General features: G+C 39.5%; 15 protein-coding genes and 1 CRISPR repeat array. Of the genes, 11 read left to right on the forward strand and 4 right to left on the reverse strand.

The features are described 5' to 3' along the window. Positions 1-9: 9 nt before the first annotated feature. Positions 10-744: a helix-turn-helix transcriptional regulator gene (locus QQK00_RS18325; RefSeq protein WP_284219142.1), complete on the reverse strand. Its 735-nt coding sequence runs from the start codon at positions 742-744 to the stop codon at positions 10-12. Between the two features lie 122 nt (positions 745-866). Here QQK00_RS18325 and QQK00_RS18330 point away from each other — a divergent pair, with 122 nt between their 5' ends. Continuing rightward, the gene (locus QQK00_RS18330; protein ID WP_284219143.1) at positions 867-1,463 is read left to right on the forward strand and encodes a glutathione S-transferase family protein; all 597 of its coding nucleotides are present in this window, start codon (positions 867-869) and stop codon (positions 1,461-1,463) included. Positions 1,464-1,531: 68 nt separating this feature from the next. Then, complete coding sequence (locus QQK00_RS18335; RefSeq protein WP_284219144.1) at positions 1,532-2,062, forward strand: GNAT family N-acetyltransferase; 531 nt, start codon at positions 1,532-1,534, stop codon at positions 2,060-2,062. Between the two features lie 46 nt (positions 2,063-2,108). Here QQK00_RS18335 and QQK00_RS18340 read toward each other — a convergent pair whose 3' ends face one another. Continuing rightward, positions 2,109-4,040 carry a winged helix-turn-helix domain-containing protein gene (locus QQK00_RS18340; protein ID WP_284219145.1) on the reverse strand — a complete coding sequence of 644 codons (1,932 nt, stop codon included), beginning with the start codon at positions 4,038-4,040 and terminating at the stop codon, positions 2,109-2,111. Positions 4,041-4,245: 205 nt separating this feature from the next. Between QQK00_RS18340 and QQK00_RS18345 the strand changes: the two genes are divergently transcribed. The 9 genes from QQK00_RS18345 (at position 4,246) to rpsI (ending at position 15,066) form a co-directional block, all read left to right on the forward strand. Then, positions 4,246-5,070: a BrxR family helix-turn-helix transcriptional regulator gene (locus QQK00_RS18345; protein WP_284219146.1), complete on the forward strand. Its 825-nt coding sequence runs from the start codon at positions 4,246-4,248 to the stop codon at positions 5,068-5,070. A gap of 124 nt (positions 5,071-5,194) precedes the next feature. Next, on the forward strand, positions 5,195-6,175 hold the full coding sequence (gene cas1f / locus QQK00_RS18350; RefSeq protein WP_284219147.1) for a type I-F CRISPR-associated endonuclease Cas1f: 981 nt from the start codon (positions 5,195-5,197) through the stop codon (positions 6,173-6,175). Continuing rightward, positions 6,172-9,114, forward strand: a complete 2,943-nt coding sequence (locus QQK00_RS18355; protein WP_284219148.1) for a CRISPR-associated endonuclease Cas3'' — start codon at positions 6,172-6,174, stop codon at positions 9,112-9,114. The genes cas1f and QQK00_RS18355 overlap by 4 nt, the downstream gene beginning before the upstream one ends. 3 nt (positions 9,115-9,117) lie before the next feature. Next, positions 9,118-10,065 carry a type I-Fv CRISPR-associated protein Cas7fv gene (cas7fv, locus tag QQK00_RS18360; protein WP_284219149.1) on the forward strand — a complete coding sequence of 316 codons (948 nt, stop codon included), beginning with the start codon at positions 9,118-9,120 and terminating at the stop codon, positions 10,063-10,065. 9 nt (positions 10,066-10,074) lie between these two features. After that, positions 10,075-11,079: a type I-Fv CRISPR-associated protein Cas5fv gene (gene cas5fv, locus QQK00_RS18365; RefSeq protein ID WP_284219150.1), complete on the forward strand. Its 1,005-nt coding sequence runs from the start codon at positions 10,075-10,077 to the stop codon at positions 11,077-11,079. An 8-nt stretch (positions 11,080-11,087) separates the two neighbouring features. After that, positions 11,088-11,639, forward strand: coding sequence for a type I-F CRISPR-associated endoribonuclease Cas6/Csy4 (gene cas6f / locus QQK00_RS18370; protein WP_284219151.1), 552 nt, complete (start codon positions 11,088-11,090; stop codon positions 11,637-11,639). A 341-nt stretch (positions 11,640-11,980) separates the two neighbouring features. Beyond that, positions 11,981-13,509: a CRISPR direct-repeat array (repeat unit 28 nt; unit sequence GTTCACTGCCGTAAAGGCAGCTTAGAAA). Positions 13,510-13,664: 155 nt separating this feature from the next. Then, complete coding sequence (locus QQK00_RS18375; protein WP_284219152.1) at positions 13,665-14,039, forward strand: MazG nucleotide pyrophosphohydrolase domain-containing protein; 375 nt, start codon at positions 13,665-13,667, stop codon at positions 14,037-14,039. A 193-nt stretch (positions 14,040-14,232) separates the two neighbouring features. Further along, complete coding sequence (gene rplM / locus QQK00_RS18380) at positions 14,233-14,661, forward strand: 50S ribosomal protein L13 (protein WP_284219153.1); 429 nt, start codon at positions 14,233-14,235, stop codon at positions 14,659-14,661. Between the two features lie 12 nt (positions 14,662-14,673). Beyond that, entirely contained in the window at positions 14,674-15,066 is a 393-nt protein-coding gene (gene rpsI, locus QQK00_RS18385; RefSeq protein ID WP_284219154.1) for a 30S ribosomal protein S9, read from the forward strand. Positions 15,067-15,213: 147 nt separating this feature from the next. Here the strand turns inward: rpsI and QQK00_RS18390 are convergent, their stop codons facing one another. Both QQK00_RS18390 and yiaA read right to left on the reverse strand, forming a co-directional pair. Further along, positions 15,214-15,645: a hypothetical protein gene (locus tag QQK00_RS18390; RefSeq protein ID WP_284219155.1), complete on the reverse strand. Its 432-nt coding sequence runs from the start codon at positions 15,643-15,645 to the stop codon at positions 15,214-15,216. Positions 15,646-15,806: 161 nt separating this feature from the next. Continuing rightward, positions 15,807-16,265, reverse strand: a complete 459-nt coding sequence (gene yiaA, locus QQK00_RS18395) for an inner membrane protein YiaA (RefSeq protein WP_284219156.1) — start codon at positions 16,263-16,265, stop codon at positions 15,807-15,809. Positions 16,266-16,281 lie beyond the last annotated feature (16 nt).

Here is a 16,281-nt window from a genome sequence, read left to right on the forward strand (position 1 = left end):
TAACACTATTTAAATAGTTGCAAAAAAAGACGCATAACGGTCGTTGGCGAGTAGCTCTGGGCGCAGCGTAAAGTGAGCGTCGTTGACGAAAGCGCTTTCGATTCTGTCCATGCGGAATATTCTGGGTGATGCTTTTAGATGATCCCAGGCGACAATGTACCATATCGGCCAACTGAGCATTAAAAAGTGTGCTTCTATTTTTCGTTTAGTAACGTTACCAGAGTCAGAGCGATATGTAATGTTCAAACAACGCTGGCGAAAAAAAGACTCTGCAAAACTTTCGGAGATGTTTTGCACGCGGTTATTTGAGCAATACATGCCAGTATTCTGCGCCTGCTTGTTTATCAGAATACGCTTGCGAATGTTGCTTACATGATTACGCTGGTTAAATGGGAATGCTTGAAATAGCTTTTGCCTAATGGATGTAAGGTTGCTGCTCAACATCGGTAGCTTTAGCGACTCCATTATTGCGAGCGAAAGTATTAATTCTATGACTTCCTTGTGGTTTAGCGCCAAACGCTCAATTCCCCATCTTCCATCTAAACGGATACCCCCTCCGCGACCTCTGTCAGACTCAATTGGATACCCCGCATCTTTTAATTCAGCAAGCTCTCGCATTAATGTCCTTTGACTAATACCCAAATGCTCCCGTAAGTCGGACGTTTTCCAATGCCCTTCAGAGCGGAGTAATCCAATAAGGCGATTTCGCCGTTCAGTGCGATCTTTATAGTTTGTTTTTAGCATAATTTTAATATGCCATTACTTGGCATGATTATCCATACACTTCTGCCTTCGAGGTTCATTGATGCGATTAAACCGCAATTGCACAATTTAAATTTTTACATGAAAACAAGGAGCAATAAGTCATGAAGCACTATTACAACCCTATGAGCAGAGCCGCACTAACAGATTGGATGTTGAAAGAACTCGATATCAAATATGAGCAAATTTCTATAGATTTAACGCGCGTCACCCCCGAACTAATAGCGCTACGGGAAATTAATCCGATGGGGAAAGTACCTGCACTAGTGGATGATACAAATGTTATTACTGAAGTTGCTGCTATTTGTGCATACCTTGCAGACAAATACCCAGAAAAAAAACTTGCCCCTGACATGCAATCTAGCGTTAGAGGAATCTACTATCGCTATATGTTTGTTACCGGAAATACACTTGAGCCAGCACTAACGTTAGCTGTGTCGGGATTTGAACACCCAAATCCAGCTACCGCTGGGTGGGGTGATACTTCTCGCGTAATTTCAACGATAGAATCAATGACCCCAGAAGCCGCTTGGGCATTGGGTGAGAGGTTCTCTGCCGCTGATATTGTATTTGGTGGATTATTGGATTCATTAGTAAGGTTTGGAACACTCGATGCTTCTGCTAAAGTGATAGCGTATGTTGAGCGTTTACGTAAAAGGCAAGCTTACAAAGAAGCTCATCGTGCTTTATTGGACTTGTAATCTTGTACGCGTCGTTCTAAATAGCTTGTATGCCCAGATTATATTTTAAGTTGCTACACAGGATTAGCATGGTAATTTTTGAAACAGATAGATTAGTTGTTAGGGAATGGCTAGACAAAGATAAACTTGATTTTTATCAGCTGTCTGCTGACGCGGATGTTATGAAATTCTTCCCAAGTACGCTATCAACAATTGAGTGCGACAGGGTAATTCAACGGATAAAAAGCCTCAACGAAAAAAACGGTTTTTGCTTTTGGTCATGTGAAGAAAAACAAAGTAAAAAGTTTATTGGATTAGCCGGCTTAAACAAGATCGACAGTGAATTACCGTTTGCGCCCAGCGTAGAAATTGGGTGGCGCTTTAAAAAGGATTATTGGGGGCAAGGCTACGCAAGCGAAGCTGCAAAAGGTTGTCTGGCTTATGGATTTAAACAGCTAGCTCTTAACGAAATTGTTTCGTTTGCAGTAAAGACTAATATTAAGTCTATTAAAGTAATGGAGCGGATAGGCATGACGAACACAATGAAAAACTTTATACATCCCAAAGTGGAGTTAGCGCACTTAAAAGAGCATGTGCTTTATAAAATTAGTCCTATTTAACAACACATAAAACACTGAGCTTTCGTTGTATTTTTGCTAGCTTTGTTTACAGTTCATTTTGTCTTTCCAACTCAATGCCTAATTTGCTTAGTCTTTCTGCGTTATAATTTACCCAGAAAGGCTCCGATTTATGGTTGTTCTTGATAAATTCAATATAGTAGAACTTATTCTCAAGTTTGTTTTGCTGATGATAGATTTCGGCTAAGAGAAGAGCACTGTTAAGCGCTATTCGATATTGGTTATTTAGTGAAGATGCTTTGAACGCTAGCAAACCTTGTTCTTCTGCTTTGAACCAATATTGACTTGCTGCATAAATGGAGGCCAAGCTCAGCTCTTGCGCTGGCGTTTTACCGGATATGTGCTCAAATAGAACAACGGCGTCAGGAAAGCGTTGTTGTGTGATAAATAGCTTAACAAGTGCTTCTCGCGCTTCTTCGCGTTCAGGCCATGCATGCCCTTCTGGCAGTATGTCCAAGGTGCGACGGAAATGTTGCTCGGCTAACACGGAGTCGTCGGCATGCTTTCCTGCATAAAGGAAGTAGACTGCGGAGTATTCTCTAGGCATTTGAGATTGAATAAGTACATGCTTAGCTTGGCGTAAGTAAAGTTGTTGGTCGTCTTTATAGTGCAAATTGCCAGCAATATGAGATAAGAGAATTGTGTCTTTAAACTCCTGAATGGGATTTTGTGCTTTTCGTGAGTTTTCAATAGCAGACAAATATGCGGCCTTTATCTCTTGGTAATCAAAGTTGTTTGTAAAAGCAATGCCTACATATGCGTGATCAACGGCAACTAAACTGTGGTAATTGCCTTGGTCGATAAAGATTAACTTCGCTTTTTCTAGCAGAGTTTGTGCTTTTGAGGTTTGTTTTAGTTGAATATATGACAACGCCTGTTGAAGATAAGCGATAGCTTCAGATGTTTTGTTGTTAATGTTTAGCGACTTGCTGAGTAGCTCCTCAGCTAACAGTAGGGCCTTGTTTGGTTCACCGTTTTCACTGTGATTGCGGATAAGTCGATATAAAACAATAAGATCATCAGGGGATTTCTTATAGAGTGCTGTGAGTTTTTCGGTGATTTTTATGTGATCGCTAACCTCAATGTCGAGTATCTTCGACTGAACAACTTGATTTAGGTGACTTATCAGCTTTTCATTGAGCCTTTCTGTCGATACGGCTTCTAACTCTTCATGCCAAAAAGACTGTTTGCCAATAAGCATATAGCGCACGAAATATATGCTGCCGCGATTGCCTACCGACATCGCTAGTAAATAATCACTTTGTTCTGCTTCGGTAATGTCTTGGTAATACTTTCGCGGAACCGAAAATATATCAGCGTATCCATTGTCTGCTGGGAGACTGACAGCGTGATAATTACCTTGGTCTATGAGCTGCTGCCAAATAGCACTATGTGCTTTTTTGCTAAGCTGGTTTTTATTCCCATTTTTGCTTTCTGTCGCTATTGAGATTGGTAACACCGAAACACTTGGAGCGGCTTGATGCCCTGTATCTTGCGCTTTATTGAAAAATAAGATGCTGGAAACAACTAACACTGTCCCTAGTACTAATCCACCAAACAACCACCGACTAAGTCCTAATTTAATCTTGTTTCGTTTTGCGTATGAGGGGCGTTGTCCAGTTTCGTTTGGGCTATTTACAGGTGGAGGAGTTGGCGCAGCGTCCAAGGTTTCTTTAAATGCTAACTGCCACTGATAGCCCTTTTTAGAGTATGTTTTAATTGCTGAGTTGCCAAACAGTGACCGTAAATGACTAATGTTTTGAAATACGACTTGTTCAGAGACTACTTTGCCAGCCCAAACCTCATCTAATATGACTTCTTTACTGACAACCTTGTCGGAGTTTTTTAAGAAAAAAACCAATAGTTTGGCTTCATTTGCGCGAAAGCGAAGAACGTCGCCATCCTTAAAAAGCATTAAGGTTTCGTCATTGAACAAATAGTCGTTAATTTGGTATTGCATTTAATTACTCTAAAAGTTATCACTCGACGAGATACACTTAACGCTGCGGCGAGAGCTGCATATTATATCTTAGAATTAAGGATAAAGACGGATTGTTGTTAAGATAGATTAAGTACATCGATAAGTTGAATATAAGGGAATTGTCTAGTTTTAATCAATAAAACGTGTAACTATAAACTAAAGTATAGAATTAGATTAATGCGTTATGGATAGACGTTTTTTTTTCATTGAGATGCTCGCTTATTGGCAGGGAGAAGTAAACAGCTCTCATGTTGCCGATTATTTCAATATAAGTCGAACGCAGGCAAAAAAGTACCTTAGCAACTATCAAGCATTACATCCTGATTGTTTAATATATGACAAAAGCGCGAAAGCTTATCGAACATCCACTCACTTCACCGCCAATTACATAAGCGCAGAAGTGAGTGAGTATCTGTCTTGGTTAGACATAGAATACACTCTCTCAACCAGTAAAAAGAATTCCTCAATGACCCATACTGGATTAAACATTCCTGAAAGGTGGGTTTCGCCTGATGTTATAAGAGCATTGGTACAAGCGATTAGACGCAAACTACGAGTAGAAGTCGACTATATATCGCTAGCAAACCCCAATAATGAGGGAAGAGTTATTCAGCCTTTTATTTTTGTTCGAACCGACTTGCGATGGCATCTACGCGCTTATGACGAGAAAAACAAATCATTTAGAGATTTTGTTTTAAGCAGGTTTGTTGGTGTTCCCGAATTATTAACAAGCGCAACATATAGCATAGATCAAGATCGCGCGTGGAACACTGATATTGATTTGATATTGCAAGCTGACAGTAGACTAAGCAAGCAGCAAAAAGCAGTTATCGAACGTGAATATCAAATGAATGACGGAAAATTGCGAGTAACTAGTCGAGCCGCTTTAGCACAGTATGTATTGCAGGAAATGCAAGTCAATATCAAATTTCATGATGCATTTCCTGAGGCGCAACAACTCGTGCTAGCCAACAAAAAGGACGTACAACATTGGTTATTCAATACGTAAACAGCGCTGGGCAAGCAAACCAGTAAATAAAGTTTACTGGTTAAATTTCAGGTATAGGCAAGCTCAAAAATTATACATATTGTAACCATAACAATTTAGTAATTGGCAAAAGGAAGTGAGTGCCTTGAAAGACTTTTCACCATCAGATCTTAAATCGATACTTCACTCAAAACGAGCGAATATGTTTTATCTTGAATATTGCCGCGTTATGCAAAAGGACGGCAGAGTATTGTACTTGTCTGATGCTGATAAGGAGAACCTCTACTACAACATCCCCATTGCAAATACCACAGTGATACTTTTAGGTAACGGCACCTCAATTACACAAGCGGCTATGCGGATGTTAAGCCAAGCAGGTGTACTGGTGGGTTTTTGCGGCGGTGGCGGTACGCCTCTGTATATGGCAAATGACGTTGAACACGCAATAGAATGGTTTTCACCGCAAAGTGAATACCGCCCTACTGAATATTTACATGGGTGGATGCAGTTTTGGTTTGATGATGACAAAAGACTAGCAGCAGGCAAAAGGTTCCAAAAAGCGCGGATCGAATACTTAACGTCGGTTTGGAGTAAAGATAAAAACCTTAAAGGCGAGGGGTTCATTGTTGAAGATAAGGCGATTCAGACTGCCTTAACACGGTTTAATGCGCGCACTGAAGCTGCTAAAAAGCCATCTGATTTGTTACTGACTGAAGCTCAACTCACCAAGACCTTGTATAAGTTTGCTGCAAATAATACCGGCACAGATGATTTTAAACGCCAACATCAAGGTTCGACAAAACAAGTAGACGACAAAGCAAATGATTTTTTAAATCATGGCAATTACTTAGCCTATGGCTTAGCTGCCTGTACCTTATGGGTACTGGGTATTCCTCATGGCTTTGCCGTGATGCACGGGAAAACTCGGCGCGGCGCACTAGTATTTGACGTTGCAGATCTCATAAAAGATGCAGTGGTACTCCCATGGGCATTTGTTTGTGCAAAAGAAAATGCAACGGAACAAGAGTTTAGGCAACAAATATTACAAGCCTTTACTGATCACAAGTCGTTGGATTTTATGTTTGAGCACGTGAAGAAAATTGCATTAGAAGGCCGTTCACTATGATGGTGACCTTTGTATCTCAATGCGAAAAAAATGCCCTCAAGAAAACCCGCAGAGTACTTGATGCATTTGCTAATCGTATTGGTGACAACACATGGCAAACCCTTATTACTGAAGACGGTTTGATCACCGTAAAAAAGATGCTTAGGCAAACCGCGAGTAAAAGCACTGCAGTGAGTTGCCATTGGATTCGTTCTCGTAGCAGAAGTCAGTTTTTGTGGGTGGTGGGGAATAAACGGAAGTTCAATAGTGAAGGGGTTGTGGCGGTGAATTATACAAATAACGAGGTCATTATGGATGTAACAACTGGTAAACCGAAAAAAGATGTTTTATACGCAAATACGCATTTACAGCTATTGTCTGAGCATTTATTCGCGGTAGGGTATGTCGCAGAAGCACTATATAAAGCTTTGTTTCCTAACAAAGAAGCAAATTTTGGCGCCGTTCAATTCGTTGCTGGCGTTATGCACGACCTTGGTAAGTTAGAACCGGAATTTCAGAAATGGGTAACCAACCCTAAACAACAAAATTACCAAGCGGATGACGGGCAACATATTAATAATAAATTTAGTTTTGATAAGCACCCTCGGCATAACGAGGTTTCTTTACTGCTTTACTATTTACTAGATTCACCGTCGTTAAAATTTGTAAATGAATACAATAAACGAACAATTCGCCATGCAATCTATTGGCACCATGCTAAGCCCTATCGCAAAAAACAGAGCGATTTTGACACCTACCATTTAATCGCTAAAAAGCTAACGGCAAATATTAAAGCAGAAAGCTTAGACGAATTGGCATTGCAAGCTCAAAAGTTACTTAAGCAAGTAATAGGAATTGATTATAAATATCGCGAAATTGATAAATCGGTTATTTCACAAAGCTATTTGGATGGTGAGATTGAGCAGAATGCAGATAAATTACCTGATGCGCCGAAATTACCAGACTATAAATTTTATGAAACAGAAAATCAGATTGAAGGCTACAGAAAAGCTATTGCTATCAATGCGTTCAACAACATCACGCGCTCGTGCGTGATCACAGCTGATCGTTTAGTTTCGGGAATGTCAGCCAACGAATTGCATCAAGCAATAGTGGATAAAACACTCAACCAAGTGGTTGAGGACGTCCTTCAAGTTGATTCAGCTCTGGTTAGCGAAATCACTCAATGCCTTAAAAATGTTAAAAATTTTCCTCCAAGTGATCGTACAACTAAACAATCTGAAATCGCCAATAAACTATCAAAAACACCTAATGTTGCTGTATTAGCTGGTGCTGCTGGTTGCGGTAAAACCAAAATCGCGCTTGAGTGGGCGTTAATCAAAGAAGCTAAACAAATTATTTGGGTGTGTCCTAGAGTGCAGGTGTGCCAAGGAATATTTACCGAATTAACCTCAGAGCAATATTTGCCTAATTCAACCATTGAAATAAACACGGGTGAATTTAAATTTCACGATCAATGGGGCAGTGCCATCACTGAAGAGCAATATTTTTCTGGCGATATTGTTATTACCACTATCGATCAACTACTTGGCGCAGTGATTAGCCACACCAAAGCAAATACACTAATTGATTATTTAAATGCTCATGTGGTGTTTGATGAGTTTCACGAATACATCAATATGCCAGCATTCAACTTGTTGTTTGCCGAATTGGTGGAATGTAAAAAACTACAAGAGCTAAACTCCAATATATTGTTAGTCTCCGCCACCCCGCATTACGTATATTGCCAACAACTTCTGGATATCGACAGAGAAGACATTATTGCGATGTCGTCATTTAACCCAAGCAAATATCAGTTTGAATTTAAACTTTTTGATGAGTCGGTTTTGACAGCAGAAAACCCACTATTTGCGACACAAAAAGGCAATACCTTTGTCATCAGCAATATGGCATTGACTGCGCAAAATAGTTTTATCAATAATCAGCAAGAAAATTCAGTATTGCTTCACTCTAAATTTATTAAAAGCGACAAACAAAAATACTTTGATGAGGTTTTTGAGAGCTTTAGACAACACGGTACAAACAAGTATGACGTGCTGCGCAGTGGCCCGATTGTTCAGGCATCATTGAACATCAGTTGCAATTATATGGTGGCTGAAATCAGCAGTGCAGAAAATACTTTACAGAGGTTAGGGCGCTTAGACCGTTTTGGCAAAAACACTCAAACTAATATTTACTGCTTAGCAATTCCTGAAATGATTTCTAAGCCTAAGGGAAGCAGCCCAGCATCTCGCTTTTTATCTAAAATGTATTCGTTAAGTTCAACCCGAGCTTGGTATCAATGCTTAATTGAACATATGGGTGATAATGAATTTACCTTGCCTGAAATTTATGAGTTATATGAGAAGCAATTTCAAAGAAATGACACCTACAAAAAATTAATTGAGAGTGATTTGTTGGCTGCGCTTAACCAAAGCGTGCAAACCATCAATGCCAAAGTATTAGACCCTATTGTAATACCCCGCATTAAAGCAGCCGATAAAACCCGCGCTAAAGTGAGCAAAAATTCATTACGTGGTGATAATCGCTTTGTGCAACTCGCGGTTTGTGATTTAACAGCTGTAAACCAACCAGAATTTATCGACCAATACGCTTACACTATGCCGTTGGACGATAGTACCGACGTTGATAACCTAACCTTATCGGTTTCAGCAGTAACTGGTTATGGTAAGAGCGACCAAAATCTACTGAACCATATGTTTAAGAAACATCACAACGTAATGGGCGGCGTTAAACCATACAACGATAATTTACTTCTAAACCAAGCTCGTGATCCTGAATTACCTATTTATTTAAGTTATACCTCCCCAGACTTAGTCACCGTAGGCGGCGAGTCAGCGAGACATTCTCATGCCATTTATTACATGGTGTGTGATAAACAACCCATAGGCGCAATGTCGCTAAAACAAATTAATACAACGGCAGAAGATGAGGAATGAATCATGGAAAAAGTAACGGGAATTAAAAGTGTAGATTTTAAAATCACGGCGTTAGGGCATGGCGTAGTGAATTGGAATGGGCCAACCAATTTAGCACAAGAGACGGGTACTACTGTTGATAACCATACGTTGCCTAAATTACGTGGGTATACAAACCTGACAGGCAGAGTTAAGGAGGGATCGGGATATAAATATCGTAAGGAACCTACAGATATCAATTTTAAAGAGAACCCACTTTATATCAGTCAAAATTGCATTCGACATCACCTATTTCGTGCTCAAGCATTTGATTTGCACTACGCCAAGAAAACAAATGTTGGACAAGTTCTGGCTTCTGAAACAGGGCTAATTCGCGGATATGTAGTGCCATCTAGCCAAAATAAACGTACTAGCCCTTTGCTTTTGGAAGATTTTGTTGACCAACTTGGTAATGGCAATTTTGAACAATTTGGTCAGGCGGGCGAACGTGATAGTTCTTCATTTTTCTCTAAAACTACTTTTGGTGATACTCAATATATCTCTTACGGCTCGATCAGTATTGAACAATTACAATTTATATCACTAGACAAAAAATTTGACCGTCAAGCGATGGAGATTACGGAAGGAGAAGGTGAACAGGTAGCCCTATCAATCCAAAACTATATCAAATCTTTAAACCCTAACTTAAACCCACAAGCGGTTTTCCATTCAAATTATGTGCGTAAAGGAACAATTTTTGAGGAAGGTGAAAACGGCATTTTGTTAAATAACGATGCAATGGCGATCCTTGTCGAACATGCCTTAAACCTAATTAAAGAGTTAACTATTCGTCAAGCTAAATCCTATATGTATGTTGATGAAGTTATCGTTGACTTTAACGACAGCTCAAAAATGATGCGTATTAAGCGAGACGAGAGTGAAATTTCTGAAGAACCACAATCTGAATTTGCAGCTTATTTTTACGCTAAATAAGGAGGCGCTATGCGTATCGAAATTGAATACGAAGCATCGTGGCGAAACTCGTTTATGGATGGTACTAATAATGAACAACTGCCCAAAGGTGGTAGAAAATTTATTGGCTCAATGAGAAGTCTGGGTAAGCCAGAAAACTTTATCAAAAGAGAAATAACACTTAATACGGTAATGGGGGTTTTGAATCGACTAATAGGTGATCAACGTAAGTTATATCAATCAAGACTAGAGGAAGAATATTACTTTCGAGAGATAGAGCAGGTCGTTTCTTTTAATGACAAGCCAAAAGCAATTAATCATGAAATGACATATATAAGAAATGTTTCTGGTAGTACCGATCAAAACTCTTATACAGGCGCCATAAAAACTAATGACGCGATTTTTAGCTCGGATTATACGCAAGAGTTTTGGGGAGTTTTGGGGTTAGATTTACCCAGTTTGTTTTCATTTGTTCTAAGGAAAAAAGTGGAGTTTCCTACTGCAAAGTGGGAACCATTGTTAATTTCTGACAGGTTAGAGGAAATTAACAAGCTAAAACCGATTGAAAACGCTGGTGAAGCTAATAAGGTATACCAGCATTTGTCTCAAAAATTTGAAAAATATAAGGGCTTAAACGCTAAAGGCTTACTGTTGCAAAGTAGCCTCTATTGCTCTGCTTTATATTTACAGTTGGACAGATTGAGTAGCAAATATGATATTGCATCGGCCAAAACAAAAGCGGGTGGAATCAGTGGCATATCTAATAACGGTTTTACAAAAAAAGATTTTATGGGACGCTTTACAACAGGTGAAAAGAAGAAAATATGGGGTAACCCTTATATTTTTGAAGAATTTGTGAAAGGTGAAGGTAAAACAAAACATCTAATGACAAAGGCCAGTGGGGTGTTGGAAATCGAGATTAACGTTGATAGAGAAAAGGCCAACGAGATTGCCCATTTAATTGATTGCGCTGGTGTTTCAAGCTTTTACCTAGGTAAAAAAGGTTTAGCTTACGTTTCTAAAATTAGAGTGTAGGAGGGTAAATGGACTATTACATTGATCTCATTTTAAAACCTGATGCTGAAATGCGTGAGGCGGAACTTAGCAGTAAAGTATTCACCAAATTTCACAAAGCCTTGGTTAATTTAAATACCAATCAAATCGGGATCAGTTTTCCTTTGGTTAATCTCAAGCTCGGTAATCTCTTTCGTATTCATGGCGAACAAAGTTTATTAAACGATTTGCAAGGACAAGCTTGGCTAGGCGGTTTATCCGAATACTGCAAGATGAGTGAAATCTTAAAAATACCTGAAAAAGTAAATTACCGAATCGTAAGCCAAAAGCGCAGCAATATGAGTAACGCTAAGCTAAAGCGTTTGATTGCTAGGGGAAACATTGATGAAGCAGGTATTAAAAATTACAAGATAAAAATGTTAAGTCAAGGTTTTGATAATCCTTATCTTGATATGTTTAGTGGCTCAACTCAGCAAAACAGAAGAATTTTTATTGAGTTTTCTGAAATTCTGACTAAACCGACACAAGGTATATTTGATAGTTTTGGTTTAAGTAAAACAGCTACCATCCCTTGGTTTTAAACTTCGTCTTAGGTAAAAAGAGTCGAGTTAAGATTTAATTTGGTTCTTTATTTAAGTGCGTAATAGTGGTGTTGTTTTATATATTGGTAGTTTTGCTACGTAGCTACCTATTAATATCAAGTCCATCAGACAAAAACTGTACTTTGTTATTTATATAATAGTTTTGATTTAGATATGGCTAAACTGCTATTTGCGCGAACCTTATAGTAAATACCCAAAATTTGCTCTTTAAAAATATATATTTAAATACAACAACTTACGAAGCGTCTAAAAATTTGGGTAAAATCCAATAATTTGTCTTAAAGGGTTGTTGTAGCTTATTTTTTTGATAATATTCTATTGTTCACTGCCGTAAAGGCAGCTTAGAAAGTTCAAGTGAAACAGCGTGTCTAGGTCGTCCTGTTCACTGCCGTAAAGGCAGCTTAGAAATGTAACTTGCCGCTGGCGCAGTGCGCATATGAGTTCACTGCCGTAAAGGCAGCTTAGAAATACATATGCAAGTAATATGGCTACTGGATAAAGTTCACTGCCGTAAAGGCAGCTTAGAAATTCAGTACAATCTGGAGTATGAAAAACGCGATGTTCACTGCCGTAAAGGCAGCTTAGAAATTGCCAGAAAACGGATACTCTAACAGCGTATCGTTCACTGCCGTAAAGGCAGCTTAGAAAGAAGGCGAACTTAACTTGCATGTGCAGAATACGTTCACTGCCGTAAAGGCAGCTTAGAAACCTAGGAATTTATAAACATTTGCAAGCTCTCTAGTTCACTGCCGTAAAGGCAGCTTAGAAACTGAGTTGTAAAATATATCTAAACCCAGCGCTGTTCACTGCCGTAAAGGCAGCTTAGAAAGCGCCACTCTCGCTAATATCTGCACTATATCGGTTCACTGCCGTAAAGGCAGCTTAGAAATTTGTATAAATACTTTTGAATAGTCAGGGTTTGTTCACTGCCGTAAAGGCAGCTTAGAAATTCCAGTTTGATATAGTGAAGTCAATCCACTCGTTCACTGCCGTAAAGGCAGCTTAGAAATATCGTTGACCCATAGGGTGATAAGTGAACCTGTTCACTGCCGTAAAGGCAGCTTAGAAATATCGCTGACGCACTTGGAACATTGTTGGGCGGTTCACTGCCGTAAAGGCAGCTTAGAAAAGCTATAATCATAAAACCAATACTGCCAAGTTGTTCACTGCCGTAAAGGCAGCTTAGAAAACCATGTAGCGTCAACTGCTTGGAGACTTCCAGTTCACTGCCGTAAAGGCAGCTTAGAAATTCAGGCTTTTGATTTTTAAAGTAAATAAATAGTTCACTGCCGTAAAGGCAGCTTAGAAAGTCACTATGTCCGCCATGCCTCTCGCTACGTTGTTCACTGCCGTAAAGGCAGCTTAGAAAGACAGGAGGCGGCGGCTCGGGTGGCCGTGGTTGTTCACTGCCGTAAAGGCAGCTTAGAAATCTTCAGCTTTGTGGTCAGCAATGCGAGACTTGTTCACTGCCGTAAAGGCAGCTTAGAAATGTTGAAGTCGCCAAACTAAAATCACTAACAGGTTCACTGCCGTACAGGCAGCTTAGAAAGAATGGATTTACCGAACGCGGAACCTTCGAGGGTTCACTGCCGTACAGGCAGCTTAGAAAGTTAACTGTAAAAAACGGATGTGTGCGCCGCCGTTCACTGCCGTACAGGCAGCTTAGAAATCTATACTGCTCACCAGTGCTAACATTGAAGGGTTCACTGCCGTACAGGCAGCTTAGAAAGCTAGCACCGCATCGGGCGGTCAAACCGTGGTGTTCACTGCCGTACAGGCAGCTTAGAAATGTCACAAGAAGAGAGATAAATCTTCTCATATGTTCACTGCCGTACAGGTAGCTTAGAAAATAAACGCTGATAGCGCGCGGGCGATATTGCTTAGATGCTGCTCGTTTTCATACAGCTTACTTTCGCCACAATTAACCAGTTAATAAAAAAATCACAATATGCATCAATCAGTTTTAACGCTAATATATTGAAGAACTGATTAAAGTAAGTAAGCATGAATAAATCAACTGAAATATCTCGCGCATTAACGCAACAATCCAAGGCTGCGCAATTGGGCTTCGACTGGCCTGATGTAACGCCAGTCTTTGAAAAAGTAACCGAAGAATTAGATGAGCTAAAAGAAGCACTTGCCTCTGGTGACAAAATGCATTCTAAGCAAGAATTCGGTGATTTATTTTTTGCCATACTTAATATTGCAAGGCATTTAAATATAGACCCAGAACAAGCATTAGCCTTAACCAACAAAAAGTTTGAAAAGCGTTTTGAATACGTGTGTAAAACAGCAGCAATTGAAGGTGTAAAATTAGCGACCGAGAACCTTGCAGCACTAGATGCATTTTGGGAGCAAGCAAAAAGCTTTGACGAATAGTGTTATTTGCTAGAGTGATATGCGTATTTGTACAAAACTAAATCACAAAAAACTTTGATTTTCCGAGGTTTTCTGTATAATTCGCGACCTGCCCAGTTACGACCATCGTTGGGAACGGTGGTTTATCAACAGGCTCGAAGGGGCTAGGTTGTTGATATTATTGGTGAAATTTTAATTTTCGGGTGATTATTTAATGAAAACTTTTGTTGCAAAACCAGAAAGCGTAGAACGCGACTGGTACGTAGTTGACGCTGCGAACAAAACTTTAGGTCGTTTGGCTGCAGAAATTGCAAGCAGACTACGTGGAAAGCATAAGCCAGAGTACACTCCTCATGTTGATACTGGGGATTACATTGTTGTTGTTAATGCTGAAAAAATTCAAGTAACGGGTAATAAAGCGAAAGGTAAAATTTATTACGCTCACTCTGGTTACCCAGGTGGCTTGAAAGAAGCAACGTTTGAAAAGCTTATCGAGAAGAAGCCAGAAATGGTACTTGAAAAAGCGGTTAAAGGTATGCTGCCTAAAGGTCCTTTAGGTCGTGAAATGTTCCGCAAAATGAAAGTTTTTGCTGGTCCAGAGCACACGCATCAAGCGCAACAACCACAAGTATTGGATATATAAGGAGCGAGTAACATGGCAGAATCTCAGTATTACGGCACAGGTCGTCGCAAAAGTTCTACTGCTCGCGTATTCTTACGTCCAGGTAGTGGTAACATTGTTGTAAACAAACGTCCATTGGATGAGTTTTTTGGTCGCGAAACTGCACGAATGATCGTGAAGCAGCCACTAGAGCTTGTTGAAATGTTAGAAAAATTTGACCTATACGTCACTGTTAAAGGTGGTGGTATTTCTGGTCAAGCTGGTGCTATCCGTCACGGTATCACTAGAGCGTTAATGGAATATGATGAAGGTCTTCGTCCTGCACTTCGTAAAGCAGGCTTTGTTACACGTGATGCACGTCGCGTTGAACGTAAGAAAGTTGGTCTACATAAAGCACGTAAGCGTCCTCAGTTCTCAAAACGTTAAGCACTCACGTTCGTTACAAGTTATATGTCAAAAACCCAGCATTTGCTGGGTTTTTTTATGCTTTTTTATTTCGACTCCTGATCATCCTTGACTATATTGGACAATACAGGGACATGCTAAAAACCATTGGGTATTTGCAATTGAGATTTAGTTAGCGGCTAAATCTTTTTTTACTTTACGCACGCCAAACCACATTAATACTAAGGTTAAAACATTCGCAACAAGCGGTGCTGACACGTAAATTAGATCTTGTGGAGCGTAGATAAGAATACCAATAATAATGGCAAGCGGGCGAGTGACTGATATTCCAGCAGCTAACCAAACTGCATGTATTGTGAATAATAGCTTAGACGTGCGTGCAGCATAAATAAAGTAGAATCCGAAAAATGCATTTTGCAGTGTATGCATATGCCACACAGAAAAGTTTGATATAAATACGTTTATCTGCGAATTATTCAATATTTCATCGGTGAATAAATCTTGCCCAAGAACACCATGCCCATAAGTGCCGCCTATTAAATACCAGCAAGCTAAACCCATGTAATACCAGTTAGTGTTTTTTATCAGTGTATTTGTCATTTTTTTGTCCAGTTTTAGTTGAGATTAAACATCAGCTAAATTGACCACCAAATACACATGCACATTTTGACACACTTCCAATTATTGCAATGAAAACAGCGGTATAAATGTTACTAAATATTACGAGAGAATAGTTAACTCGGTGTGCATTCAACTACATATTATGATTCTAGAGTTGTGGCTTCATTGTCCGTACTATTGAGTTCTGACAGATCTTTTTGGACAAGTTGGCTATCTCGAATATTTTTCTGAATAGTGATGCTGCTAAACAGGCTTAGTGTATATGCCATACCGTAAAATCCCTTTTCACTTAATAGTAAGTCAGCATTGTACAAGCCGATGATGAGTAGCGAGAGCGCAATGGCAACACTTATCCATGAAATTAAATAGTAGACCTGTGATATTTCGATGTTGTCTTGCTTGTCTCTTACAGACTTTTGAACCGACACCGCGGCAAACAAGCCGTAAAACAAAATAGCAAAGTAGTAACCCTTTTCATTTAACGCCATTTCTGCATTATACAACCCTATACAATATGCAACTGTACCTGCGAGCAAAGCAATGATAGATGATAATTTAAACGCTAATGTTGGTGCTGGAATATTATTGTTTGTTGTCATGCTGGTTTCCTTTCAA

This window comes from Agaribacter marinus, from assembly GCF_030160655.1.
GTDB classification, from domain to species: Bacteria; Pseudomonadota; Gammaproteobacteria; order Enterobacterales; family Alteromonadaceae; genus Glaciecola; species Glaciecola marina.

Coding starts and splice junctions, on each gene's coding strand:
- QQK00_RS18325 (WP_284219142.1), bottom strand. CDS start 744: ATGCTAAAAACAAACTATAAAGATCGCACTGAACGGCGAAATCGCCTT.
- QQK00_RS18330 (WP_284219143.1), top strand. CDS start 867: ATGAAGCACTATTACAACCCTATGAGCAGAGCCGCACTAACAGATTGG.
- QQK00_RS18335 (WP_284219144.1), top strand. CDS start 1,532: ATGGTAATTTTTGAAACAGATAGATTAGTTGTTAGGGAATGGCTAGAC.
- QQK00_RS18340 (WP_284219145.1), bottom strand. CDS start 4,040: ATGCAATACCAAATTAACGACTATTTGTTCAATGACGAAACCTTAATG.
- QQK00_RS18345 (WP_284219146.1), top strand. CDS start 4,246: ATGGATAGACGTTTTTTTTTCATTGAGATGCTCGCTTATTGGCAGGGA.
- QQK00_RS18355 (WP_284219148.1), top strand. CDS start 6,172: ATGATGGTGACCTTTGTATCTCAATGCGAAAAAAATGCCCTCAAGAAA.
- cas7fv (WP_284219149.1), top strand. CDS start 9,118: ATGGAAAAAGTAACGGGAATTAAAAGTGTAGATTTTAAAATCACGGCG.
- cas5fv (WP_284219150.1), top strand. CDS start 10,075: ATGCGTATCGAAATTGAATACGAAGCATCGTGGCGAAACTCGTTTATG.
- cas6f (WP_284219151.1), top strand. CDS start 11,088: ATGGACTATTACATTGATCTCATTTTAAAACCTGATGCTGAAATGCGT.
- QQK00_RS18375 (WP_284219152.1), top strand. CDS start 13,665: ATGAATAAATCAACTGAAATATCTCGCGCATTAACGCAACAATCCAAG.
- rplM (WP_284219153.1), top strand. CDS start 14,233: ATGAAAACTTTTGTTGCAAAACCAGAAAGCGTAGAACGCGACTGGTAC.
- rpsI (WP_284219154.1), top strand. CDS start 14,674: ATGGCAGAATCTCAGTATTACGGCACAGGTCGTCGCAAAAGTTCTACT.
- QQK00_RS18390 (WP_284219155.1), bottom strand. CDS start 15,645: ATGACAAATACACTGATAAAAAACACTAACTGGTATTACATGGGTTTA.
- yiaA (WP_284219156.1), bottom strand. CDS start 16,265: ATGACAACAAACAATAATATTCCAGCACCAACATTAGCGTTTAAATTA.